Here is a 23,597-nt window from a genome sequence, read left to right as displayed (position 1 = left end):
CGGTTTTTTTCGCTGGCTTTTGCGTTGTTTGCCGCGTCGCGCTAAAGCGGCAAGCCGTCGTGCTGCGTCAGGAAGATTGCGGCTTTGCGCCCCAGGCGAGCGGGCCCGGACCGTAGGTGGGCACCGCGAGTATTCCGCGCGTGGGGCGGTACATCAGCGCATCCGCGTAGGTGATGAGTTCGGCGTCCGCTGCGTCGCCGACAATGCCCAGATACCACGCCGACACGACGCTCGTCGCAGTGGCGAGCAATGTTGCATCGGCAGGCGTTGCCGCGAGGAACGCGTCCATATTGGAGAACTTCGCCTGATCGACGTGAGCGAGCAGCGCGTCGATCTTCGTCGCGAAACTCGCGTCGCGCCGCGACAGCGCGGCGAAAAAGCGGTCGCCGGTTTCGTGATCCAGATCGCTCTGACCGGTGACGAACATCGAGACGCGCAGGAACGCAGCCGATGTCGTACCCGAAGCACCCTCGGCAGCCTGAGCGCGCGGCAGCCACGACATCGGCGTCGAGGCGAGCGCGGCGATGGCGGTGCCAGCGGCGACCGCCAGAAACGTCCGCCGTGACGGACAATGAGCGGCCGCGTCACGCTTCACGCTCGCTCGATGTTGCGGCGTGCTGGCGGTTTTAGATGTCGGCATGGTGAAGTCCTTCCGTCTGCGAGGCGAAATGAAGTAGAACGATGCGGTTGGCGGCGCGCATGGTGTCAGGCCGCCGATTGCTTGCGCGATCCGCGTGAACGCGAGCGCATCAGCAAGACGAGCACGACGATCAGGATCAGCAGCACGCCTAGACCCGGCAGCGCAAAACGGCCGGCCTGTGCGATCAGCGGCGGCTTGCCACCGTCGCGGATGGCCGCGACATCGGTCGCACTGACCTTGACGGCCGGATTGCCGTACTGATGCAAAACGAAATTGGCGACATCCGCCACGTCCTGATCCGACAGACGATCGGTGAAGCTCGCGCCTGGGCCGAAGGCGGGCATGAAGGCGGGTTTGCCGTGCGCGTCGCGCTGCAGACCGAACAGGATCACGGCGATCAGGTTGTCCGGGTTCGACGCGCCGGTAGCCGTGTTGTGATAGAGCGAAGGGTAGTCGTGATTGCTCAGCCCACCGCCGTTCACCTGATGACACGCCGCGCACGAGCCCGAGAAAATCTGCCAGCCACGGGGCGGTTTGGCTTCGTTGCCTCGCAGTGCCGCCTCGTTCAGAGGCTGGCCGTAGGCGTAGCGGACGGTCTTTCCATCGGCGGGCATCGGCGCAGTCTGCTTCAGATACGCGACGATGGCGGCAAGGTCGGCATCGCTCAGATATTGCAGACTGTGATCGATCGCTTCGGCCATGGGTCCGGCGGCCTGGGCCTTGCCCGGCACCGAGCCTGTTTTCAGGTACTGCGTCAACTCGGCATCCGTCCATCCGCCGATTCCGCTGAGCGGGTCAGAACTGATATTCGGCGCGTACCAGTTGCCAAGCGAGCCGCCCGCGAACGCACGTGCGTCGTTCTGGCCCATCAGCGCATTGCGCGGCGTGTGGCAGGCAGCGCAGTGTTCAAGCGCGTTCGTCAGATACGCGCCCCGGTTGATCAGAGGCGACACGTGCGGGTCCGGTTCGAACGGCTTGCTGTCGAGGAACAGCGCGTTCCACAGCGCCATGGACGAGCGGATATTGAACGGGAACGGTAGCGCCGTGCTGGGCGGCACCGCATCGACCGGCGCGACCTCGTGGCGAAAATACGCGTACAGCGCGTGAACGTCGTTGTCCGTCAGCGCGGCATACGACGTGTAGGGCATCGCCGGATAAAGATGCCTGCCGTCGCGGCGGATGCCCTGGCGCAATGCGCGCGCGAAGTCGGCCTCGGTGTAGTCGCCGATACCGCCTTGCGTCGACGGCGTGATGTTGGTCGAGTAGATCGTGCCCATCGGCGAGTTGATCGGGTAACCGCCCGCGAAAGGCTTGCCCCCTTGGGCCGTGTGACATGCGGCGCAATCTGCTGCGACGGCCAGATAGCGGCCCGCCGAGATCAGCGGCGAGTCGGCGGCCGACGATGCAACTGTGCCGCTGGCAATAGCCGGCGCGTTTGCATGCTCAGGTGCTGAGGCATCCTGAGCGAACGCGTACGCGGGAAGCGACGCGGCGGCTGCCAATGCAGCGCTGACGAGAATGTGTGTGAATCGCATCTTCTTGTTGGATTGCTCGGCGCAGGGGGACGCGGCGCCATATACCGTCGATGAGAGCAGGGCGACCGGCTGACGCCTTGCATGCCGCTGTCGAGACGCACGAGGTAAATGCCGGTGCGCCTCGCCGTCGATTACAGCAGCTCGTACTCGATGAGTTCGAGCGGCGTTTCGCCACCGTTGGTCAGCGTGCGCGTACCGGCTTCGGTGAAAAACGCATCGCCTTTATGCAGGGTCGTCTGTTTGCCGATGTCGCCGGGGCTCTGCTCGATGAGCCGTTCGCCGGAGAGAATCACCCGCAAGCCGGGCCCGAACTGCTGATAGGGCGCGGCGATCTCGCCGGGCTGCAAACGCAGACGCCAGCCGCGCACGCGCGGCTTGTCGAGCACCAGCGAGAATGCGCCGACGCTTGCGCGGTCCGCATTGCCGTAGTTGCCGCGTTCCAGCGCGATTACTTCGAACGCGACCTGATGAATCAGCGAGTCGCCGATGTTGCTGACCTGATCGACGATGCCCGCGGTTTGATAGTCGCCGAAGCGGACCGAGCCCGTCTTCATGTCGACGACCTTGCCCGCGCCTTCGCCCTTGCGCTCGATGAAAGAGCGCGAACCATTGATGATGGTATTGACGAACGTCAGGTTCTGCGCGTGCCACATGGTCGACTGTCCGGGGCGGATCATCACGCGCATCACCCGCATCTGACTGTTTTGCATGATGACGTGGTGCATCGGCTCTTCGGCCGTCGGCACGACCCGGTTGCCCATTGCCGCAGCGGACGGCGGCGCGCTCACGCGGGCCTGATCGTCGTTGCCGTTGCTCTCGCTGGCCGCTTGCGCCGACACCGGCAGCAACGCGGGCACGGCCGACACCAACGCGGCGCTGGCCCCGAACAACATCGCACTTCTACGCTGCAGGTCGACCCCGTCGCGCGCTTCCTGACTTGCACTCACTTGCTTACTCTCCGTCTGAAACAATGTTTGTCACCGGGACGCCGCTCGAAACACGCCGCGCGCCACGCGCGCGAATACGCGCGGCGCGGCGGTGTGTTCCCGCCGTTCCCGCCGTCCCTTACGCCTGAGATGAATCGAGCGCCGGTTCGCGGTCGCTTGTCCGCGACGTGATGAAGAACAGCATCGCGAGCACGCCGAGCAGATCGATCACCGCGCCCACCAGAAAACCGCTGTCGTATCCGCCGAGGTGCTCGACTGCCATGCCCATCAGCGCCGGTCCTACGATGCCGGAGATATTTGCGAGCAGATGCACGAATCCGCCGACGCCGCCAACATGCTCGGCCGGAATCAATTCGTGGATCGTCGCCCAGCAGCCCTGGCACGCGGCCGTGAGAAAGAGCACAGCCAAAGCGACCAGCGTGACGATCGTGACCGTCGATTGCGCGTGCCCAACCGCCAGAATCGACAGACCGGACAGCGCCAGCGGCACGATTGCGCTCATCTTGCGAGCCAGCAGCTTGTTGCTCATCTTCTTGAAGAACATATCCGCGACGATGCCGCTGCCGAAGAAGCCGAGACCGCCGCACAGCCACGGAATCACACTGACCACGCTCATCGCCTGGAGGCTCAGATGCAGGCTGTCCGTGAAGTAGCTGGGCATCCACGAAATGAAAACGTAGAGCATGTAGTTGGCGGCGAACAGACCGGCTGCCACGGCCAGCGTGCTGGGCCGGAACAGGAAGGTTTTGAGCGGCGTAGCACGCGCAGTGCTATCGCCCGTCGCGACTTCGACGTTGTGACGGCTGACTTCGATCAGTTCGCGCTCGGCGGTGCCCACGCGTTTGTTCTCTGCCGGCGTATTGGTGCCGAACAGGCGCCACGCGATCAGCCACACGATCCCCAGTGCCGCGACCACGACGAACGACACGCGCCAGCCGAGCGCAAAAGCCGTCAAGCCGACGATAGGGCCGGCAATCGCGCTGCCCACTGTCTGGCCGGAAAACGTGAAGCCGATCATCGTCGCGGTTTCCTCGCGGGGAAACCAGTTCGTGATCGTGCGGTTCGTGGTCGCGTTCATCGGACCTTCGCCGAAGCCGAACAGCGTGCGCAAGAAAAGCAGCGAGACAAATCCGCCCGCCGTCGCAGTCAGACCGCAGACCAGCGACCAGCCGCCCATCGCCCACGAGAAAACGCGATGCGGCCCGTAGCGATCCGCGAGCCTTCCGCCGACGAACGCGAACAGCGAATAGCCCACGAAGAAGCTGCTGAAGATGAGCCCCATCCGCGACGGCGAGATATGCAGTTCATTCTTGAGGATCGGCGCGACCACACCTAACGCCGCGCGGTCCATGTAGTTGATGGCGCCTGCCAGAAACAGCAGGGTCGCTACGACATAGCGATACTTTCCAGGTTTCATCTCGTCTCCGAACGAACTAAGTTTTCTGTTTTTATGAGCCCACTGCCCGATTGAACCGCGCGTCGAATGCATAGAATCGCGCTGAACCAGGTCGGCATCGCGGGCTCCCGGCGCATCACGCAAAGCTCGCTATCGCAACCCAGTTTGCGTCGCCGCCGCCATCGACGTGTTCGAGCAGCTTGAGTCGTCCACTAGCCCGTTCTATCGCGTACAAGGCCACGCGCGAGTCGTTTTGCCCCGCGACGATCGCAAACTCGCCAGCTGGATCGATCGCGAAACTACGCGGGCTTGCAACGGTTTCAAGCGTGTCGATCAGTTCGATTCGTCCGGTCGACGGGTCGATTGAAAAGTGGCTCAGCAGACCGTGACTGCGCTCCGACGTGTACAGAAACCTGCCGTCGGGCGTCATGTGAATGTCGGCGCAATAGATCGAGTCGGGGTCGGGTGTGTCGTCGGGACCCGGTGCAACGCCCGAGGGCGGGCGGGCGCGGCCCGGCACCATGCCTGCGGCTGCCGGGATCGACTCCACCCGCTGCAATTCGACGAACGGGGCGTCGGGCGAGGTTCGCTCGAACACGATGACGGTGCCGAGCAGCTCGCACAGCACATAGAGGAAGCGGCCATCCGCTGACATCGACGCGTGCCGCGGACCCGAGCCAGCGGGGGCGTCGAGTGAATACTCCGGCTGTTCGGCGAAGCGGCCATGCGCGGCGTCGAAGCGATACGCGTGAATGCGGTCGTCGCCGAGGTACGGGACGAAGGCGAGGTCCGTATGTCGATCGGGCACGATTGCGTGCGGTTTGTCGCCGCCCGCGAGCGTGCTGGCCGGATCGCCTTGCAGACATCCTTCGGCGTCGATCTGAAACGAAGCCAGGAGATTGGCGCCGTAGGAGGCGCCCAGCAGCCAGCGCCCCGACATGTCGAAGCTCAGGTTCACGAGACTGTTCGCCACGGGAATGCTCGCGAGCGGCGTCAGGTCGCCCGTCGTCCGGTCGATCCTGTAGCTGAGCAACGCATAGGGCGCGCGCCGTACGGCTGCGTGAAGCGTCGCGGTGTCCGGATCGATAGCGATCGGCATCACCATCGGGGAGGCCTTCGTCCGCGAAACGGGCGACAGCGATTTGCGCTCGCGATCGAGCACGTATCCGCTGATATCGCCATCCCGCGCATTCGAGATGAAGACAAAGGTTTTCGCCATGTCGCCTGCTGACGGCTCGTGCCGCGCTCCTGTGAAGACGCCGGTTGATCGCGCAAGTGATCGACCGGCGTCGAAATCTGCAATCGGTTGCATCATTAGGAGCGGGGTTCGCGTCAAAAATGATGCTCGATAAGTAATTTCCCCACTAAACACATCGTCTTTCGTCGTATTCGCTTGAAACATCGCAAGATTGACGAGCGGGTTGAGGGCATAATACACTAAAATTTGAAACCGATTACAAATTGAGGCACCTGTCCTGACCGCGCCTGGCAGGCAGTACATGGAAACGCAGGCTATGAAGAACCCCACCGTCGACGACATCAAGAATGAAACGGCGCAGCCGTTACAAGTAGAAAGCAAACCGGCTCCCGCGCCGGTGCCGCGCGCGTTTCGCGACCTTCTTGCGCTCGATGACTTCGAGCGCCACGCGCAGCGCGTTCTGCCGCCGATGATTTTTCAGTACGTTGCAGGCGGCGTTGAAACGCAGTCATCGGTGAGGATGGCGCGCGATGCGTACTCGCGTTACGCATTCCTGCCGCGTATGTTCGTCGACGTGTCGGGCCGGGACCAGGGCGTCACGCTATTCGGGCGGCGCTATGCGACTCCGTTCGGTATTCCGCCGCTGGGCGGATCGGCGTTCGTCGCCTATCGCGCGGACCTGCGCTTTGCCGAAGCGGCCCGACGCCGCAACATTCCGATGATCCTCAGTGCGTCCGCGCTGATCAAGCTGGAAGACGTGATTGCTGAGAATCCGCACGCGTGGTTCCAGGCTTATCTCGCGGGCGACCAGCCGCGTATCGACCGGCTGGTGGATCGGGTGGAGCGGGCGGGGTATGAAACGCTGGTCGTCACCGGCGATACGCCGATGCTCGGCAATCGCGAACACAACATCCGCAGCGGTTTCAGCATGCCGATCAAGATGACGCCGCGCGTCATGTGGCAAAGCGCGTTGCATCCGCGCTGGCTGCTTGGCACGGTCGCGCAAACGTTTCTGAAACACGGTGCGCCGCATTTCGAGAATACCGATGCCGAGCGCGGTCCGCCGATGATGTCCAAAAAGGTGCGTAATACCAATCAGCGCGACGAGCTGGCGTGGCGGCACGTCGAGGCGATCCGCAAGCGCTGGAAGGGCAATCTCGTCGTGAAAGGCCTGATGACGCCTGCCGACGTCCGTATCGCGCAGTCGTGCGGGGCCGACGGTGTGATCCTGTCGAATCACGGCGGCCGTCAGCTCGACTATGCGATCGCACCGCTCGAAACGCTGGAAGAAGTGGCGTCGTTCAAGCAGAACATGAAAGTGATGATTGACAGCGGCATCCGGCGCGGCACCGACGTGATGAAGGCGCTCGCGCTCGGCGCGGATTTCGTGTTCGTCGGACGGCCGCTGCTGTACGGCGCGGCGCTGGGCGGTGCCGACGGCGTGCTGCACGCCATCAAGATTCTGGCCGACGAAATCGATCGCGATATGGCTTTGCTGGGGGTTCGCCGGATCGAAGAACTGACGCGTGAGCACGTTCGGCGGATCGCGTAACAGGTGCTCGTTTCATGCTGATCGCCCATCTACTCCCGATTTTCATGGCGTTGAAAAAATGATGAAACAGGATTCAAACCATCGACCCGTGCATTTGATGTCGGGCTTTGTCGTTCAAACGCCATTCGCCGTCGACATTCTGCCGCGCTTCGAGCAGTCGGGCGGGCAGGTGCGGATCGAGTGGAATCCGACCTCCGTGCTGGTCAAGGAGATCGATTCAGGCAAGCGTGCAGACGCGCTGCTGGTGACTCGTGAAGCCATGGACCGGCTGGTCGAGCAAGGCGTCGTCGATGCATCGACGCGCGTCGAGTTGCTGCGCTCCAATCTGGGCGTGGCCGTCAAGCGCGGCGCGCCCGGTCCTTCCATCGGGGATGCCGATCAGTTCAGGGAGGCTCTGCTGAACGCGCGTTCGGTCGCCTATTCGGACAGCGGCGCAAGCGGCATCTACTTCAGCAAGCTAATCGCGCAATGGGGTATTGCGGACAAAATCAATGCCCGCGCGACGATCATCAAGGACGGGCTGGCTGCTGAAAAGCTGTTGAGCGGCGAAGCGGATCTCGCCGTTCAGCAGATCAGCGAATTGCTCACCGTCGATGGAATCGAGATTGTCGGCCCGTTCCCACCCGGCGCACAGAACGCGCTTTCATTTTCTGCGGCCTGTTTTGCCGGTACGGACAACCTCGATGAAACGAAGCGCTTTCTGGCGCATATCAACGACGCCGCCGCGCGTGAAACGTATCGCCGTTACGGTCTCGAACCCGTCTGAACGGGTTCGCTGAAAGGATGTATCAGGCAGTGGTGGGGCGCGTCGCTTTCGGGCGACGCTTCGTCGCCGACCTGGCCGGCGCAGGTCCCGTACTGCTGCGCACGATCAGCGCCGTTTCTATTCGCGGCGTACCCGGCGGGTGCGGGACGTTGTCGAGGCATCGCAGCAGATAGTCGGCGGCCTGTTCGCCGAGTTGCGCCAGGCCGACGCTGACCGTGGTGAGCGGCGGCGACAGGTGGGCCGCGAAATCGTAGTTGTTGAAACCGACAATGGACAGATCTTCGGGTACGCGAAGCCCTTTCGCCGATGCCGCCAGCAGCACGCCGAACGCCAGTTGATCGTTCCCGCAGACGATTGCAGTGGGCCGGTCTGACGCGTTGGATAGCATCTTGATCGCGGCCTGGCGTGCTTCGTTCAGCGTGAACGCGTCGTCGATAATCCGCTCGCGGGGCAGTTGATGCCCGCTGCCGGCAAGGCGCTTGCGAATGCCGCGAATGCGCTCGGTGACACGATCGTTGGTGGGCGGAGTACCGACGATCACGCCAATATCGGCATGGCCGAGTTGCACCAGGTGGTCGGCAATCAGATGGCCGATGGCCATGTTGTCATAACCGATGCTCGGGCGTTCCGGGTCGATGGCAAGAATCTGGATGCACGGCACGCGGTGCTGATCGATGCGTTCCCACATTTTCGGATCGTGCGTGCGGCCGACGACCAGCAGCGCATCGACGCCGTGGCCGAGCAACTTCGTCACGCCTTCCATTTCAACGGTGGGGTCGAAGTCGCTGCTGGCGAGCAGCAACGTGTAACCCGCGTCGTGTAGCCGCCTTTGAAACGCATTCAGCGAGCGTGAAAAGGTTTGCGTCTCGATGGTCGGCACCACTGCGCCGACCGTGAAAGTGCGGTTCAGCGAGAGCGCGCGGGCCGCGCCGTTCATCACGTAACCCAGTGCCTTGCAGGCCTCGCGCACGGCTTCCCGTTTGTCTGCGCGTACAGCCTCGGGACGATTGAGCACGCGCGACACCGTCGCAGTCGACACCCCCGCGAGGCGCGCGACGTCGCCGACGCTCACCCGCAGACGGCCTTCTGATTGCGGCTGATCGGATTCCGTTGCCATGCGTTGGCGTCTCCTGGATCGTAAGAATAGTGGTGGATTTATAGGCCCTATTATCGCGCTAAACCGGTTGCGGCCGCGTCGGCCTCAACGAAGTTTTACGCTTGCGTCGATCAACGCCTTCATTTGTGCGACGGCTGCATCGGGTGCGGTCAACACGGGGACGTCGGTTGTCTGGCGCACGGAATCGGCGGCGCGCGAAGTGGAAAAATGCGCGAGCATGATCGCGTCGCAGTCCGACAATTCCGGCGCGCGCGCGGCGACCAGGCGATTGTGCGATTCCACATCGCCTTTGCGCAGCAGGTCGATTGCGTCGTCCACGATGATCGTGCGCAAGGTCGCCTTCGATCCCGCTTCGCGCACGTACGCTTCGAACTCGTCGGTCATTGTTTTGACCGACGGGCCGAAGGTCGCCAGCATGCCGATGTTGTTGCCGCGCGCGATGGCCGCCTGAAACATCGCCTCGTTCGGCTTGAGAACGGGCACGCCAGCCGATGCCGACAGCGCGTCGATAGCGGGCCCGAAGGCGGAGCACGTGACGAGAATGCCGTCTGCGCCAATATCCTTTCCATACATTCCGAAGCGAACGAAGCGATCGATCATTGCCTGGCTCAACTCCGTTTCGCGGGCACGATCGATCGTCAGTCCGTCGTCAAGCAGATTGACGATCTCCGCTTCCGGCCAGTTGGCAGCGAACGCGGCATGGACGGGTTGCATGGCCACCGGGGTCGCGTGGAGTAGGACGATGCGAGACATGGCTTCTCCTGTCTAAAAGTTGATGCTAAAATTGTAACCGATTACAAATTTTGGCTGTGGTTTTGTCCAGATTTTCTTTATCCATGCTGGCCTGAGATTTCCGAAGGGTCTTCGTACCGGTTTTACTGGAAGCGCAATCCATGAACTTCGATTCGACTTTGCTCGGCTGTATCGCCGACGACTTCACTGGCGCCACCGATCTGGCCAGCATGCTGGTGCGCGGCGGCATGCGTACCGTTCAGACTATCGGCGTGCCCACCGCGCCGCTCGACACGTCGGCCCAGGCGGTCGTGGTCGCGTTGAAATCGCGTACATCGCCGAGCGGCGATGCGATTGCCGAATCGCTCGCGGCGCTGGAGTGGCTGCGCTCGCTCGGCTGCAAGCAGTTCTATTTCAAATACTGTTCGACCTTCGATTCCACCGACGCCGGCAATATCGGCCCCGTCACCGATGCGTTGATGAAAGCGCTCGGCACGGACTTCGCCATTGCCTGCCCGGCGTTTCCGGAAAACGGCCGTACCGTGTATCGCGGCAATCTGTTTGTCGGCGATCTGCTGCTGAACGAATCGGGCATGCAGAACCATCCGCTTACGCCGATGACCGATGCGAACCTGGTGCGCACGCTGCAACGTCAGACGCAATCGAAAGTCGGGCTGCTGCGTTACGACGCCGTTCAGCCCGGCGGAGAAAAGCTCGCCGCCGCGCGCGCCGCGCTCAAAGCCGATGGCGTGCGTGTCGCGATTGCCGACGCGATCTCCGATGCCGACCTCTACACGCTCGGCGAAGCCTGTGCCGACGATGTTCTGCTGACCGGCGGTTCGGGACTGGCGCTTGGTCTGCCGGGTAACTTCGCCCGCGCCGGCTTGCTGGCGCAGGGCGACGATGCGCAAGCGCTGCCCGCTGTCGATGGACTCTCCGCGGTACTCGCAGGTAGCTGCTCGCGCGCGACGCAAGGGCAGGTCGCGCACTGGCGCGAAAACGGCCGTCCTGCGTTCCGCCTGAATACGCTGCAACTGGCAGAGAACTCGCAAAAGGTGATCGACGAGGCGCTCGGGTTCGCGCAGCAGCACATCGGCAAGGAACCCGTGCTGATCTATGCGACCAGTTCGCCGGAAGAAGTCGCGGCGGTGCAGGGCAAACTCGGCGTCGCCGAATCGGGGAGCCTTGTCGAGCACGCGCTCGCCGGGATCGCCCAGCGCCTGCGCGACGCAGGTGTGCGCCGCTTCGTCGTGGCGGGAGGAGAAACCTCGGGTTCCATCGTCAATGCGCTCGACGTGAAAGCGCTTACGATCGGACCGCAGATCGACCCAGGTGTACCCTGGACCGTTTCGAATGGTGGCCAGCGCTATGCGCTCGCGTTGAAATCGGGCAATTTCGGCACCGTCGATTTCTTCGAGAAAGCACTGACGCAACTCGACAAGCTGATGGATCGCCCGCAATGAATACGACTATTTCTGCGGCTCAGCGGGCAGAGAACAGCGCGCGCGAGGAGATCGCGCGAATCGGCGCGGATCTCTATTCGCGCCGGTACACGGTCGGCTCGGCGGGCAACATCAGCGCGAGACTGGACGACGGCTGGCTGATCACGCCGACCGACGCGTGCCTCGGTCACCTCGATCCTGCCGCGATCGCCAAGGTGGATCGCGAGGGTAACTGGGTGAGTGGTGACAAGCCGTCGAAGACACTCGCGCTCCATCGCAATGTGTACGACACGAATCCGGCGATGAACGGCGTCGTCCATACTCATTCGACTCATCTGGTCGCGTTGTCGCTGGCGGGTGTGTGGAAGCCCGACGATATCCTGCCGCCGATCACGCCGTACTACGTGATGAAAGTCGGCCACATTCCGCTGATTCCGTATCGGCGTCCTGGAGACCCCGAGGTTGCGGAGCGGATTCGCGCGCTCGCCAGCAGCGTGCGCGGCGTATTGCTGGAGCGGCTGGGGCCGGTAGTGTGGGGCGCGAGTGTGTCGCAGGCGGCGTATGCGCTCGAAGAACTGGAGGAGAGCGCGCAACTCTGGTTGATGCAAACGACGAAGCCGGAGCCTCTCTCCGATGCACAGATCGACGAGTTGCGAACGACGTTCGGCGCGAAGTGGTAGTGGGAAATAGCCGCCGGAATCATGAAGACTCTGGCGGATTGCACGAGAAATAGCGGCGCAAATAATCGAAATTCACAAGCCGTCTGCTACAGAACCTGAGAGAGCGTGCCATCGCGGCACGCAGAAAAATATAAGCGGGAAAGGCCGTCGCGAAATGGACAATCCGTGGCCTCTTCACCGCACTCCATTACCCCTTGCGAAAGTATTCGCTTGGCGGCACACCTAGCGTCTTGCGGAACATCGCGGCGAATGCGCTCGGACTGTCGTAACCATGTTCGAGCGCGACTTCGAGTATCGACGCCCCCGCGACCAGCCGGGGCAGACTGAGCAGCAGACGCGTATGCCGGCACCACGCGCCTTGCGTCATGCCGGTCTCGCGCTGGAAGGTGCGCGCGAGCGTGCGCTCGTTCATGTGCGCTTCGCGTGCCCAGCTTGCGAGCGTCACCACGTCGGACGGATGGTTGATCAATTGCGTACACAGCCTGACGAGCGCGGGGTGACGCGGCATCGGCACATGCAGCGACAATGTGGGCGCAATTTCAATCTCGTCGAGAATCAACTCCATGATGCGGCGCGCGCGCGCGCTGTCCGCCGAGCATTCGTCGATCCCCGCTGCCGTGACGATCAGCTCGCGCAGCAGCGTGCTGACCAGTATCACGCGGCACGCATCGGGCAATCCTTCTCTCGCCTCCGGCTTGACGAATGCCGTGCGAATGCGCACATCGCCGGTGGTTTCAATTGCGTGCTGGGTGTCTCCCGGCACCCACACCGCGCGCCCGGTCGGCACGACCCAACTGCCGTCGTCGGTGCGAACGATCATCACGCCGGAAATCGCGTAAATCAATTGCCCCTGCCGGTGCGCATGCGATGGGAAGGCTGTCCGGCCAGGCGGATCGGTGGCGATGACTGCAACCGGATGGGTTTGCTCTGCTGGAGCGTAGTTCCGCGATGGGTTGTCCATTTTGCGACGATGAATGTTGATTCTGCGCGAGAAAAACCAGGGTCACGAGCTTAGCATTGCCGCTGTCTTTTCATCCTATTGACGTGGCAATCGATGACGAATTTCCGTTCGTGGCGTTTCTTTCAACCGACTTTGCGCCGTTCCCGCCGTGTGTTACGAGTCGCGCGTCTCGGCGCGCTTGCCAGCGTGATTGCGGGCTGCACGGTCGGGCCGCCGTACCGCGAACCTGCTGTGCCGGATGCCGCCAGCCGCCCGTTTGCGTCGACCGCTGTGGCGCCCGTTTCCGCCGCGCCGATGGTCGATTCGTGGTGGCAGTTGTATCGCGATCCCGCACTCGACGCACTCGTGCAGCAGGCGCTCGCCAACAATCGCGATCTCGCGGTCGCGGCGGCTCATCTTCAGCGCGCGGAAGCGGTGTTGAACGAAGCGGGCGCCGCGCGTCTGCCCGACACGGACGTGGCGCTCGGCGGCAACTACGGCAAGCAGAGTACGGATCAGATCGTCGCGGCGGCGACCCGCCAGAGCGCGGCCACACGCTGGGCGTATGCGCCTTCGCTGGCGGTATCGTGGGAGGTGGATTTGTGGGGCCGTGTGCGCGAACTGGTTGCGTCCGCGCAGGCCGACGCCGAAGCGACCCAGGCGGCTCGCGACGCGTTGCGCGTCGCCATCGCGGCCGAAACGACGGACGCCTACGCGCACGCCTGCAGCTTCGGTCAGCAGATCGACGTGGCGCAGCGCTCGCTGGCCATCGCCGAACGGGTTGCGCAATTGACGCAGATACAGCGCTCGCAAGGCCTCGTGTCCGAACTCGAAGTGGTGCGCGCGCAGGCGTTTGTCAGCGATACCGGGGCCACGCTGCCCGACCTGCAGGGCAAGCGCCGCGCGGCGCTGTATGAACTGGCCGTGCTGACCGGCCACACTCCCGCCGACATTCCGGTTGCGGCTTCGCAATGCCACGCCGTTCCATTGATTGCGACGCCGTTTCCCGTCGGTGACGGCGCGGCGCTTCTCAAGCGGCGTCCCGATCTGCGTGAAGCCGAACGACGCCTTGCCGCGGCCAGTGCGCGCGTGGGCGTGGCGACGGCGGAACTGTACCCGTCGGTGGTGCTCGGCGGCTCGGTGGACTGGCTCTCGACGAGCGGCAGCCTTGCGTCGCTCGGTAACCAGTACGCGGTGGCCTGGGGCATCGGTCCGCTGATCAGCTGGCACTTTCCGAACATGGCCGTGAGTCGCGCGAAGCTCTCGCAAGCGCGCGCGGACAGCGCCGCCGAACTCGCGTCGTTCGACAGTCGCGTACTGAACGCGTTGAAGGAAACCGAGCAGGCACTCACGCTGTACGGCGCCGAATGGGACCGGCATCGCGCGTTGCAACAGGCTCGTGCACAGCATGCCCGCGCGTTCGAACTGGCTGAACTGAACTACAAGGCGGGCGCGCTCGATTTCCTCGACGTGCTCGACGCCGAACGCGGTCTCGTCACGACCGATGCTGCGCTGGCGGCATCGACCGAAGTGCTTGCGTCGGACCAGGTTGCCGTTTTCAAGGCACTGGGCGGCGGATGGCAGCGCTGAAACGCTCAGCGATACCGCTCCGATCATTCGTTATTTTTCATTGAAGGTTCCAGTTATGAGCACCACTGTCGCGCCTGAAAAGCGCACGATTCCCGGAAGAAAACAGTTGATTGCAGCAGGCGTCGTGATCGTCGCCGTGGTGGCGGTCGTGGCCGGTGTTCGCTGGTGGAGCGTCGGACGCTTCATCGAAAGCACCGACGATGCGTATGTGCGCGCCGACATCGTGGCGATGAGTTCGCATGTGCCGGGCTATGTCAGCGAGGTCGTGGTGCAGGACGACCAGCAGGTTCGCGCAGGCGACGTGCTGATAAGGATCGACGACCGCGATTATCAGGCGAAGGTGAATCGCGCGGAAGCGGCCGTTAATGCGGCGCTCGCGAATATTCGCGAGCAGGAAGCGGGAGTGGCGAGTCTCGACGCGCAAGTGACCCAGCAGGGCAGTCTTATCGCGCAGGCGCAGGCCGACGTGACTGCGGCAAAGGCCGACACCGTGCGCCGCGATGCCGATGCAACGCGCTATCGCGAGTTATACGCGCAGCAGGCGTCGAGCGGTCAGCGCCTGGAACTCGCGCGAGCTGAAGAGCAGAAAGCGGCTGCTGTGCTGGCGAAAGCGAGCGCTGCCGTACAGAGTCAGCGGGATCAGCAGGACGTGTTGCGCAGGCGCCGGGAGCAGAGTCTTGTGGGTATCGAGCAGGCGAAGGCGCAGGTGAGCGAAGCGCGCGCGGCGCTCGCGCTGGCGCAGCTGGATTTGCAGCATACGGTGATCCGCGCGACTCGCGATGGTGTGATCGGCCAACGCACTGTGCGTCAGGGTCAATACGTGGAGACCGGCATGCCGTTGCTCGCGGTCGTTCCGTTGAACGACGTGTACGTGGTCGCCAATTTCAAGGAGACCCAACTCGGCGATATGCATGTCGGCCAACCGGTGGAGATCAAGGTCGACACTTATTCCGGGCATACGTTGCGCGGTAAGGTGACGAGTATTGCGCCAGGCTCCGGCGCGGAATTTGCGCTGCTGCCGCCCGATAACGCGACAGGCAACTTCACGAAGGTCGTGCAACGCATTCCTGTCAGGATACGGTTCGACGCATCGCGTGAGGACGCGCGGCTGCTGCGCGCGGGCATGTCGGTCGTCGTGAACGTCGATACGCGCCACGCGGACGGCGGGCAGCCGTCATGACATCGACCGTCATTGCATCAGCAGATAAAGAAAAAATCCCGCTCCGTACATGGATTGCGGTACTCGGCGGCGTGTTCGGGTGCTTCATGGCAGGCATGAATGTGCACGTGACGAACGCGTCGCTGCCCGACATTCGTGGCTCGCTGGGCGCGAGTTTCGAAGAAGGATCGTGGATCACGACCGCCTATCTGGTCGCGGAAATCATCGTCATTCCGCTGACCGGATGGCTGGTGCAGGTCTTCACGATCCGCCGCGTTCTGCTGACGGGCGCGAGCGGCTTCCTGGTGTTTTCGCTGGCGTGTTCGGTCGCGCCGAACATCGACACGATGATCGTTGCGCGCGCGTTGCAGGGTGCATTCGGTGGCGTGCTGATTCCGCTGTCGTTCCAGCTGATCGTCACCGAGTTGCCGGTCGCGCGGCATCCGCTCGGTATGGCGCTGTTCGCAATTGCGAATAACGTCGCGCAGGCGGCGGGTCCTTCAATGGGCGGTTATCTGACCGATATGTACTCGTGGCGCTGGATCTTCTATCTGCAGATTCCGCCGACGCTTATCCTGCTCGGCGCAATCAGTTGGTCAATCAAGCCGCTGCCGATGCATCTCGGGAAGCTGCGCAACGCGGACTGGCCCGGCATATTGACCATGGCAGTCGGCTTGAGCGCCTTGCAGATCGCACTGGAAGAGGGCGGCCGTCAGGACTGGTTCGCGTCGCCATTTATCGTCAACATGATGATCGTTGCGGTGCTTGGGCTAGGCGTGTTCGTCGCTATCCAGTTGCGCCGCCCGGAGCCGTTCATCAACTTGCGTCTGCTTGGCCGCTACAACTTCGGGATTGCGAGCCTCATGCAGTTTCTGTTCGGCGCGGTCGTGTTCGGCGTGGTGTTTCTCGTGCCGAACTATTTCGCGGAATTGCAGGGATATAGCGCGCGCGATATCGGGCTCGCGATGATCCCCTATGGACTCGTTCAATTCGTGATGTCATTTCTGACACCACCGTTGATGCGCCGGACCAGCGCGCGTACCGCGATCATTCTCGGCTTCGCGCTGGTTGCGGCGGGCTGCCTGATGAACATCCATCTAGATCGATACTCCGCGTCTAACGTGATCGTGCCTTCGCTGATTGTGCGCGGGATTGGGCAGTCGCTCGTTGTTATCGCACTGTCGGTGATGGCCGTCGATGGTCTGGAGAAAAGTCAGCTCGGCTCGGCGTCGGGATTGTTCACGATGGTGCGCAACGTGGGCGGCGCGATCGGCATTGCGATTGCGAGCCAGATTGTCGTAGAGCGCGAGAAATTGCACGCCATGCGTCTGGGTGAATCGATCACGCTGTTTTCGCCTGCATTTCGCGAGCGTGTCGCCTATCTCGCCAGGCTGCTCGCGAGCAATCACGCTCCGCGCGCCGACGTATTGCCAAAGGGCGACTTGAGCGGTGCGCGCGAGCTTGCGTTAGGCATCATCAATCAGACCGTGGGCAGGGAAGCGTTGTTGATGGCGTACAGCGACACCTTTCTGATTGCCGGTATTGCGATGATCGCGTGTACGTTGGGGGCGTTCGTCTTAAGAAGTCGACGTAGTTGACAGGCGATTGAAAGACGTCGATGAAATTAAAGCGTCGGCGCAGAAACCGTCACAAAAGCGGCACACAATAGCGCACCTTATCCTTTTGAATCGATATCAGATGAACAGATCATTGGCCGCCGCGGCACTCGTCACACTGTGCTCCGTCGCGCACGCGAGTCCGGCCCCCGAGACGAATAACGGCTTTCTCACGGGCAAACTTTTTCAGGGTGGAAGCCAATCGCTGCGTACGGCGTACGTGATTGGCGTGCTCGATGGCTTTTCCTATTCGTCGGCGTTCGGCGCGCCGGATGCGAAAGTCGCGAAGTTGCAGCGCTGCATCGGCACGTTGCATGCAGATGCGCGTCAGGTCGGCACTATCATCGATAAATATATCGATGCCCATCCCGAGTCGTTGACCGAAAAGATGCAACCCGTCGTGCTGAAGGCAATGCGGCAGGCTTGCTCGGCCGGCGGAGCCGCAATCGACTGACTATCTGTTGCGAATAAGCATCCTCTCGAGAGAGAGGATGCTTATTCGAATGCCTCGCTTCAATCCTCGCCAGGCGAGGATTTCAATCCGGTTAATGCGCGACGGGCGCATACCGCGCCCGTCTTTCTCTCACTCAGCAATTACTTTCGAACGTTCTCGTAGCCGTCATCGAGCGTCTTCATAAACGCAATGATGTCGTTGATATCGTCATCCGACATCGCGGGCTTGTCGCCCAGTTTGCGATCGAACGGGGCGTCGGCAACGTCGATATTCGCCTGATACTGGGCAGGCAGATCGTCATACTTGAGAACCTTGCCCGATGCATCGTGCGGATAGATCTTCTCAGGACTCGTATTGCGCAGGTTGTAGAAGTCCATGACCTGCTTGAGATTGTGATACACGCCGTTGTGGAAGAACGCACCGCGATTTGCCGAGTTGCGCAGCGTCGGCGTCAGGAACATGCCGCAATACTGCGTGTCCTTCGTCATGTCGGTGCGGAACGGTCCGCACACGCCCATGTCGTAGAACTTCGGGTCTTTATTCAGCGCCAGTTGGTGATTGCGTGGAACGCCGAGCGCCTCATATTGCGTATCCGTGAAGACCGGCGGAAGACCGTCAGAACTCGGTTGACTCAAGTGGCAACCCGCGCAATTCGCCTTGTCCTTGTCGTTGAACAGGCGCAGTCCGCGCAGTTCGGCCTGAGTCAGGTGCGCTTTCCCTTCGAGCCACGCGTCGTACTTGCTCGAGAACGGGTGAAACGCCGGATCTTCGAACTGGTAGCGGCCAATCGCGAACATGGCTTCCGATACAAGCAGATTCTGATCGCTGACAACGCGCGGACCAAAAAGCTGCTTCATCGTATCGATGTACTTCGAATGCATGAGCTTATCGGCGACCGCTGCCACGTTCGGATTCGCCATTTCGACCGGGTTCGTCAACGGTCCGAGCGCCTGGTCCTGAAGCGTGCTTGCGCGGCCGTCCCAGAAGAAGCCGCCTTGCGGCACCATCGCCGGCGCAGCAGGCGCCACGCCCGCATTTTTCTGCGCACGTTGCACGCCTTGTGCCGCGGATGCGAGCACGTCGAGACTGATCGGCGCGGTGTCGGTATCGCCCTGATCGGGACCGATGCTGAACGGCGCCTGACGATACAGGTACGCAAGCGACGGCGCGGGCCGATAACCGGAGTCGGTCATGTGAGGGCCGCCGAGTTGCACGGTCAGATCGTTAGGAGGCCCGAAAGCGTGTGCTGCGCTGTGACATGACGCGCACGACTGCTTGCCCGACGCCGACAGCGACGGGTCATTGAACATTTCCCTGCCGAGCATGGCGGCCGCGCTGAGCGGCGCGACCGGAGGGCGCAGCAGCGTGACAGGGTGCGCATTCGCGCCCGTCAGGTCTTCAACCTTGTCGCCGATCGCCTCGGGCATGCGTTCGGGGTAAAGCAGCGCGTAGCCGGTTACGACAGCGCATGCCAGCACGATGCCCGACAACGTCCACAGAATCCGGCGGCGCAGCGTGGGCCTGGCGGCGTCGGGAGACGGCTCGCGTCCGGTGGGGAGTTGCGAAGGCAGGCTGGCATTCGAAGGAGAGTTCATGGCAATAGCTGTAGCAAATCTGAACGACACATAAATAAGCAAGTCGAGCCACCGTACCGGCTGGCTCGACGCATTGACTGACTGTCTGTTGTCAACGTGCGGTTCATCGAATGTCATGCCGCAGGGTTGAATAAAAGCTTTCCCACGGCATGACAGACAGACCAACCGAACGTCTCAGTCTGACTACTTAGTCCGTCGCCGGCGCGGAAGACAGCTTCGCGCCAGTGTTCGTATCGACATACACAGCCGGCGTTGCGCCACCGTTCGTGAAGTCGAACAGGGCGTTCAGGCTGCCCGTCGCTGCATCGTGCGAACCGCCGCCCAGACGCGTGCCGCCGAGCCAGTTGTCTTCGATGAACTTGACAACCGAAGCTTGCGTGATCAGCGTGTGGTCGACGTAGTTGCTACGTGCATACGGCGAGATCACGACGAGCGGAACACGCGTGCCCGGACCGCAGCGGCCGTTCACGTTGGCACCCGACACGCCCACGCCTTGCACGGCACCCGTTGCGTTACACGTACCGACGCCGTTCAGCTGGTCGGCGGTCGTGTCGAACGACGAGGTCGTCGGCGTTGCGTACGCATGGTCGTACCAGCCGTCCGAATCGTCGTACGTCAGGATGATGGCGGTGTTCTTCCAGTCGGGTTGTTGCTCCAGGAAGTTGACGACCTTCGTGTAGAACGCCTGCTCGTCGAGCGGATCCGAATTGCCCGGGTGGCCATCGCCGACTGCCGGTGCCTTCAGGTAGCTGACCGACGGGAAGTTGCCCGCCTTGACTGCTGCAAAGAAGTCGTCGGTGTCGTACTGGTGGTGAACCGGCGTAGCCGTCGAATCGAGCGGGTCGGTCTGGCCGATCAGCGCGGTCGAGGTCGGGCGCGTATGCGCCAGGTTGGCCGTCGTCGCGTAGTACTGGAACCAGTTGTGGTGCGGTACGTAGTCAGCCTTCGTTGCACCCAGAACCGACGAGTACGTGCTGCGCTTACATGCAGTCGTGCCGTTCGCGTTCGTGGTGGTCAGGTTGAAGCCGCCCATGAAGCCGCCCCACGAGATGTTCTTCGCGTTGAGCAGGTCGCCGATGTTCTTGTTGGCCGAGGACATCACCACGTTATCGGTGGCGGCTGTCGACGAGCACGTGTCGCCGGTCGGGTCGGAGTCGCCGTTCATCGTGAAGCCGCCTGCGCCGTCGGCGATCACGTTGTCGCCCTGCGCTGCGCCGTTCGCGGGAACTGCACCGTTCGTCTGACCCGAGATGACTTCGATTGCACCCGGCGTCGACGGACCGTACGTGTCCGTGTACATGTTGTCGCTCATCGCAAAGTTCTGAGCGTAGTTCCAGAGCGCCTGGACGGTATTGCCGTCGTAGTAGCCCATCACGAGACCCGGCGTACCGAACGTCGACCCACTGCTCGCACCGTTGTTACCCGTGTACTTCGGGAACAGGTCGGCTGCACCGTTGTCGTAGGCGAGCTGTTCGTTGCGGTAGTCGTGCGACTGGCCGTTCGTGTTCGCCTGGCTGCGGTCGAGACGGAACGGGTTGATGCCGCTGCCTGCCGAAAACGCGTTGTTCGCCGTGTTCAGGAAGTTCGGGTTGCTGGTCAGCAGCGACTTCTGGTTCAGGTTGTTGATCGTCGCCGGCGTGTTGGCCGCTGCTGTGAACGCAGGTTCGCCAACCGGGTTTTGCGCGTTCGGGTAGGTGCCGAAGTAGTGATCGAAAGAACGATTCTCACCGAAGATCACGACCAGGTGCTTGATCGGCGTAGCGGTGGTCAGCGCGTCCTGAGCGGACACGGTAACAGCCGGCGAAGAGGCGGCTGAAGTCGATGCGGGCGAGCTGTCATTGCTGTGACCGCATGCGCTCAGCACACATAGTGCTGCGGCAAACGGAATGGGCAAAAGGGTTCGGCGAAACATTTGGGGCTCCACATTCGCTGCCCAGTCCTTCCGTCGGTAAGTACGGAGGTCTGGAGGATTGTTGTTAGAAACGCGATGGCAAAACTCTTGGATGAAGCTGGCGCATTGGACCATTAAAGAGTGAAAGTTTTCGGGCAACATTCTGACTGTCGCCTTTCAAACATGCATACGTATTGCTTTAATCGACATGTCGATCCGATAACGCGATGTTTTGAAATGCGCAGATGGGGAGGTGGTGTGGAGCGGGGAAGATGTCGCGAACGTGCGATTCGTGCGGGTTTTAGCGGGAGAAATGAGCGTGTGAGCGTTGTACTTTTCCGGGGCTTCGACTGTGTCGATCAATGCACTCCATGTGCCATCGATCCTTACCGCAGGAAACACTTGTATTGCTGGCGAAAGTTGTATTAGCGGGATGGGTGTTAGTGAACAGATTGATAAGAAATCGCGGCGTTGCCAATTTTTCTGATTTCACTCGCCCTCATTTCCGCCGACGGCTTGACTTGGTCAGCGGCGAAAAATGAACTGTGTCGAGTGGCTTTAAAAAGCGGCGTGGTGTGTTGGGCGTGGCGACAACGAGGCGAGCCGCAACAAAAATCTGGAATGTGAGTTTTTCTGCGATCTCACTGTCGATCTGGAAAAAAGCCAGGCTCGCACGTCGATGCCGGATGAGATGGATCGCTTCGTCGTGGTCACTTCGACAGCAACTGCCGCGTTGATCTATTGCGCCGGTCACGGCTTTAGAGCGCGATGGCGAGAACCACCTGATTCCCATCAATCTGTCGCTGCCGGTCGCGACAGCCGTTCAATCGGTCCAGGGCGATACGCATTCGCCTGATCGTTCGATCAAATATTTTTTGGGTTGCGAAAATTCACCGCTGAGGCGAGCTTGGGTGACGCCTGTTGCATGAGCAACACTTTGCGATAGCCGTATTTACGTTGTTCTTGACAAACGATATTGGCCAAAAAAGAATGTCAGGCATCAAATGATAATTTGATCAAATAAAGAAAACCGGCAGATGTCGAGCCGGTTTCCACTAGCCGACTTCTCTACAAAGCCTTCAGATCATGACCAGACGCCCGTACCTTCGCCACTTGCCCTCGCTACTTCTGACAGGCGCGGCTATCGCCTCAATGCTCGCGTTTAGCGGGGCCGCGAACGCGCAAAGTTCCGTCACCTTGTACGGCATCGTTGACGCGGGCGTAGGTTACGTCAGCAACATTGGCGGCAAGAGTCAATTCATGCAGAGCACCTCGGTGATGCAGGCCGACCGGCTCGGCTTCAAGGGTGTCGAAAATCTGGGCGGCGGCACGAGCGCTATCTTCGTGCTCGAGAATGGGTTCAGTACGAGCACAGGGGCGCTGGGGCAGGGCGGCAAGCTATTCGGACGGCAGGCGTATGTCGGCTTGAAAGACGACCGCTACGGCACGTTGACGATGGGGAATCAGTACGACTACATGGGCGCAACGCTGGGCATGTACGAAACCTCGACGTGGTTGCTGGGCCAATATTCCGATCACCCGTTCGCCAACGACCGCGCAAATTCGTTGCGGCTCGCGAATTCGGTTCAGTACATGACGCCTGTCTGGTCCGGTTTCCAGTTCGGTGCGATGTACGGCTTTTCGAATCTGACTGGCGACATCAACGGCGAAGGTCGGGCATACAGTTATTCGGCAACGTACAACGCCGGCCCGTGGAATGTGGCGGCGGCTTATACCGAGGTATCAGGATCGGCGTCGTCTCTCGATGTTTCGTCATTGACCGGCTTGCCGAGCGGCAGCGTCGTTGTGGGCGGCAGCTATCTGCGCACGATGGGTATTGCAACGAGCTACAAGTTTAGCCGCACGTTCGTGTATGCGATGTACACCCAGTCGTTGTATGCAGGCACTCGCGGCAAGGACATCGAAAACGTGATGTTCCGCAACGGCCAGGTTGGCTTTACCTACTTCCTGACGCCCGCGCTGCAGGCGGCGGCGGGGTACACCATGACTGCCGTCGGTGCGACCAAATTGCACCAGGTGAGCACGACGCTCGACTACGCCCTCTCAAAGCGCACCGACGTCTACGCAATGCTGTTGGCCGAGCACGCGCAAGGCAATAACGCCAGGGCCGCGATCATTGGAATTGGTACGTCGTCGAATGCGAATCAGGTTGTCGCGGACATCGGTATTCGTCATAAATTCTGACGGCGCATGTGAAAGGCGCGGACACGCGCCATCTGCAATCGCGAAGGGTGTGTAACGCTGAGCGATCGACCGGATGGCGCGCCCTTCAACAATCAAACAATGCCGAAAGTTGAGCGACCTGGCCAGGCTGTTCGCTGACCAG

The 23,597-nt window shown here is 61.7% G+C and carries 20 protein-coding genes; 9 read left to right on the top strand and 11 right to left on the bottom strand.

Translation table 11 applies throughout. The features are described 5' to 3' along the window. Nucleotides 1–67: 67 nt before the first annotated feature. From BLS41_RS30965 to BLS41_RS30945, 5 genes are all read right to left on the bottom strand, one after another. Entirely contained in the window at nt 68–640 is a 573-nt protein-coding gene (locus BLS41_RS30965) for a sugar dehydrogenase complex small subunit (RefSeq protein WP_083380171.1), read from the bottom strand. A gap of 65 nt (nt 641–705) precedes the next feature. Beyond that, a complete protein-coding gene (locus BLS41_RS30960) occupies nt 706–2,175 on the bottom strand; it encodes a cytochrome c (protein ID WP_083380170.1) in 1,470 nt (489 codons plus the stop codon). A gap of 131 nt (nt 2,176–2,306) precedes the next feature. Beyond that, nucleotides 2,307–3,122, bottom strand: a complete 816-nt coding sequence (locus tag BLS41_RS30955) for a cupin domain-containing protein (RefSeq protein WP_083380169.1) — start codon at nt 3,120–3,122, stop codon at nt 2,307–2,309. 118 nt (nt 3,123–3,240) lie between these two features. Then, nucleotides 3,241–4,539, bottom strand: a complete 1,299-nt coding sequence (locus tag BLS41_RS30950) for an MFS transporter (protein ID WP_074771515.1) — start codon at nt 4,537–4,539, stop codon at nt 3,241–3,243. 115 nt (nt 4,540–4,654) lie between these two features. After that, complete coding sequence (locus tag BLS41_RS30945; RefSeq protein WP_074771514.1) at nt 4,655–5,737, bottom strand: lactonase family protein; 1,083 nt, start codon at nt 5,735–5,737, stop codon at nt 4,655–4,657. A gap of 319 nt (nt 5,738–6,056) precedes the next feature. Between BLS41_RS30945 and BLS41_RS30940 the strand changes: the two genes are divergently transcribed. Together BLS41_RS30940 and BLS41_RS30935 are read left to right on the top strand one after the other, a co-directional pair. Beyond that, nucleotides 6,057–7,268 (top strand): alpha-hydroxy acid oxidase, encoded by a 1,212-nt coding sequence (locus BLS41_RS30940; protein WP_253189895.1) that lies wholly within the window; start codon nt 6,057–6,059, stop codon nt 7,266–7,268. A 61-nt stretch (nt 7,269–7,329) separates the two neighbouring features. Continuing rightward, the gene (locus BLS41_RS30935; protein ID WP_143026474.1) at nt 7,330–8,034 is read left to right on the top strand and encodes a molybdate ABC transporter substrate-binding protein; all 705 of its coding nucleotides are present in this window, start codon (nt 7,330–7,332) and stop codon (nt 8,032–8,034) included. Between the two features lie 22 nt (nt 8,035–8,056). On the opposite strand, the gene BLS41_RS30930 is transcribed toward BLS41_RS30935, so the two are convergent. Together BLS41_RS30930 and BLS41_RS30925 are read right to left on the bottom strand one after the other, a co-directional pair. Then, nucleotides 8,057–9,151, bottom strand: coding sequence for a LacI family DNA-binding transcriptional regulator (locus BLS41_RS30930; RefSeq protein WP_074771512.1), 1,095 nt, complete (start codon nt 9,149–9,151; stop codon nt 8,057–8,059). A gap of 84 nt (nt 9,152–9,235) precedes the next feature. Beyond that, entirely contained in the window at nt 9,236–9,904 is a 669-nt protein-coding gene (locus BLS41_RS30925; RefSeq protein WP_074771511.1) for an aspartate/glutamate racemase family protein, read from the bottom strand. Between the two features lie 140 nt (nt 9,905–10,044). Here BLS41_RS30925 and otnK point away from each other — a divergent pair, with 140 nt between their 5' ends. Together otnK and otnC are read left to right on the top strand one after the other, a co-directional pair. Then, on the top strand, nt 10,045–11,346 hold the full coding sequence (otnK, locus tag BLS41_RS30920) for a 3-oxo-tetronate kinase (RefSeq protein WP_074771510.1): 1,302 nt from the start codon (nt 10,045–10,047) through the stop codon (nt 11,344–11,346). Then, on the top strand, nt 11,343–12,005 hold the full coding sequence (gene otnC, locus BLS41_RS30915) for a 3-oxo-tetronate 4-phosphate decarboxylase (RefSeq protein WP_171910356.1): 663 nt from the start codon (nt 11,343–11,345) through the stop codon (nt 12,003–12,005). The genes otnK and otnC overlap by 4 nt, the downstream gene beginning before the upstream one ends. A 187-nt stretch (nt 12,006–12,192) precedes the next feature. On the opposite strand, the gene BLS41_RS30910 is transcribed toward otnC, so the two are convergent. Further along, complete coding sequence (locus tag BLS41_RS30910; RefSeq protein ID WP_074771509.1) at nt 12,193–12,966, bottom strand: AraC family transcriptional regulator; 774 nt, start codon at nt 12,964–12,966, stop codon at nt 12,193–12,195. Between the two features lie 93 nt (nt 12,967–13,059). On the opposite strand from BLS41_RS30910, the gene BLS41_RS30905 reads away from it, so the two are divergent. The 4 genes from BLS41_RS30905 (at nt 13,060) to BLS41_RS30890 (ending at nt 17,764) form a co-directional block, all read left to right on the top strand. Beyond that, nucleotides 13,060–14,535: an efflux transporter outer membrane subunit gene (locus BLS41_RS30905; RefSeq protein ID WP_074771508.1), complete on the top strand. Its 1,476-nt coding sequence runs from the start codon at nt 13,060–13,062 to the stop codon at nt 14,533–14,535. Between the two features lie 55 nt (nt 14,536–14,590). Further along, nucleotides 14,591–15,715, top strand: a complete 1,125-nt coding sequence (locus BLS41_RS30900; RefSeq protein ID WP_074771507.1) for an HlyD family secretion protein — start codon at nt 14,591–14,593, stop codon at nt 15,713–15,715. Continuing rightward, nucleotides 15,712–17,292 (top strand): DHA2 family efflux MFS transporter permease subunit, encoded by a 1,581-nt coding sequence (locus tag BLS41_RS30895; protein WP_074771506.1) that lies wholly within the window; start codon nt 15,712–15,714, stop codon nt 17,290–17,292. Before BLS41_RS30900 ends, BLS41_RS30895 begins: the two co-directional genes overlap by 4 nt. 100 nt (nt 17,293–17,392) lie before the next feature. Next, entirely contained in the window at nt 17,393–17,764 is a 372-nt protein-coding gene (locus BLS41_RS30890) for a Rap1a family protein (protein ID WP_143026427.1), read from the top strand. A 140-nt stretch (nt 17,765–17,904) separates the two neighbouring features. Here BLS41_RS30890 and BLS41_RS30885 read toward each other — a convergent pair whose 3' ends face one another. The 3 genes from BLS41_RS30885 to BLS41_RS38695 all read right to left on the bottom strand — a co-directional run bounded on the left by BLS41_RS30885 (nt 17,905) and on the right by BLS41_RS38695 (nt 22,043). After that, nucleotides 17,905–19,359, bottom strand: a complete 1,455-nt coding sequence (locus BLS41_RS30885; RefSeq protein ID WP_074773163.1) for a cytochrome-c peroxidase — start codon at nt 19,357–19,359, stop codon at nt 17,905–17,907. A gap of 187 nt (nt 19,360–19,546) precedes the next feature. Beyond that, nucleotides 19,547–21,271 carry a phospholipase C gene (locus BLS41_RS30880; protein ID WP_074771504.1) on the bottom strand — a complete coding sequence of 575 codons (1,725 nt, stop codon included), beginning with the start codon at nt 21,269–21,271 and terminating at the stop codon, nt 19,547–19,549. Nucleotides 21,272–21,749: 478 nt separating this feature from the next. After that, complete coding sequence (locus BLS41_RS38695) at nt 21,750–22,043, bottom strand: hypothetical protein (protein WP_143026426.1); 294 nt, start codon at nt 22,041–22,043, stop codon at nt 21,750–21,752. A gap of 293 nt (nt 22,044–22,336) precedes the next feature. Between BLS41_RS38695 and BLS41_RS30875 the strand changes: the two genes are divergently transcribed. Continuing rightward, nucleotides 22,337–23,455: a porin gene (locus BLS41_RS30875; protein WP_074771503.1), complete on the top strand. Its 1,119-nt coding sequence runs from the start codon at nt 22,337–22,339 to the stop codon at nt 23,453–23,455. The last annotated feature ends 142 nt before the right edge of the window (nt 23,456–23,597 follow it).

Origin of the sequence: Paraburkholderia fungorum (genome assembly GCF_900099835.1) — a bacterium.
Lineage (GTDB): Bacteria > Pseudomonadota > Gammaproteobacteria > Burkholderiales > Burkholderiaceae > Paraburkholderia > Paraburkholderia fungorum_A.
The sequence above is the reverse complement of the archived record's forward strand: the minus strand, read 5'-3'. Positions and strand labels throughout refer to the sequence as shown.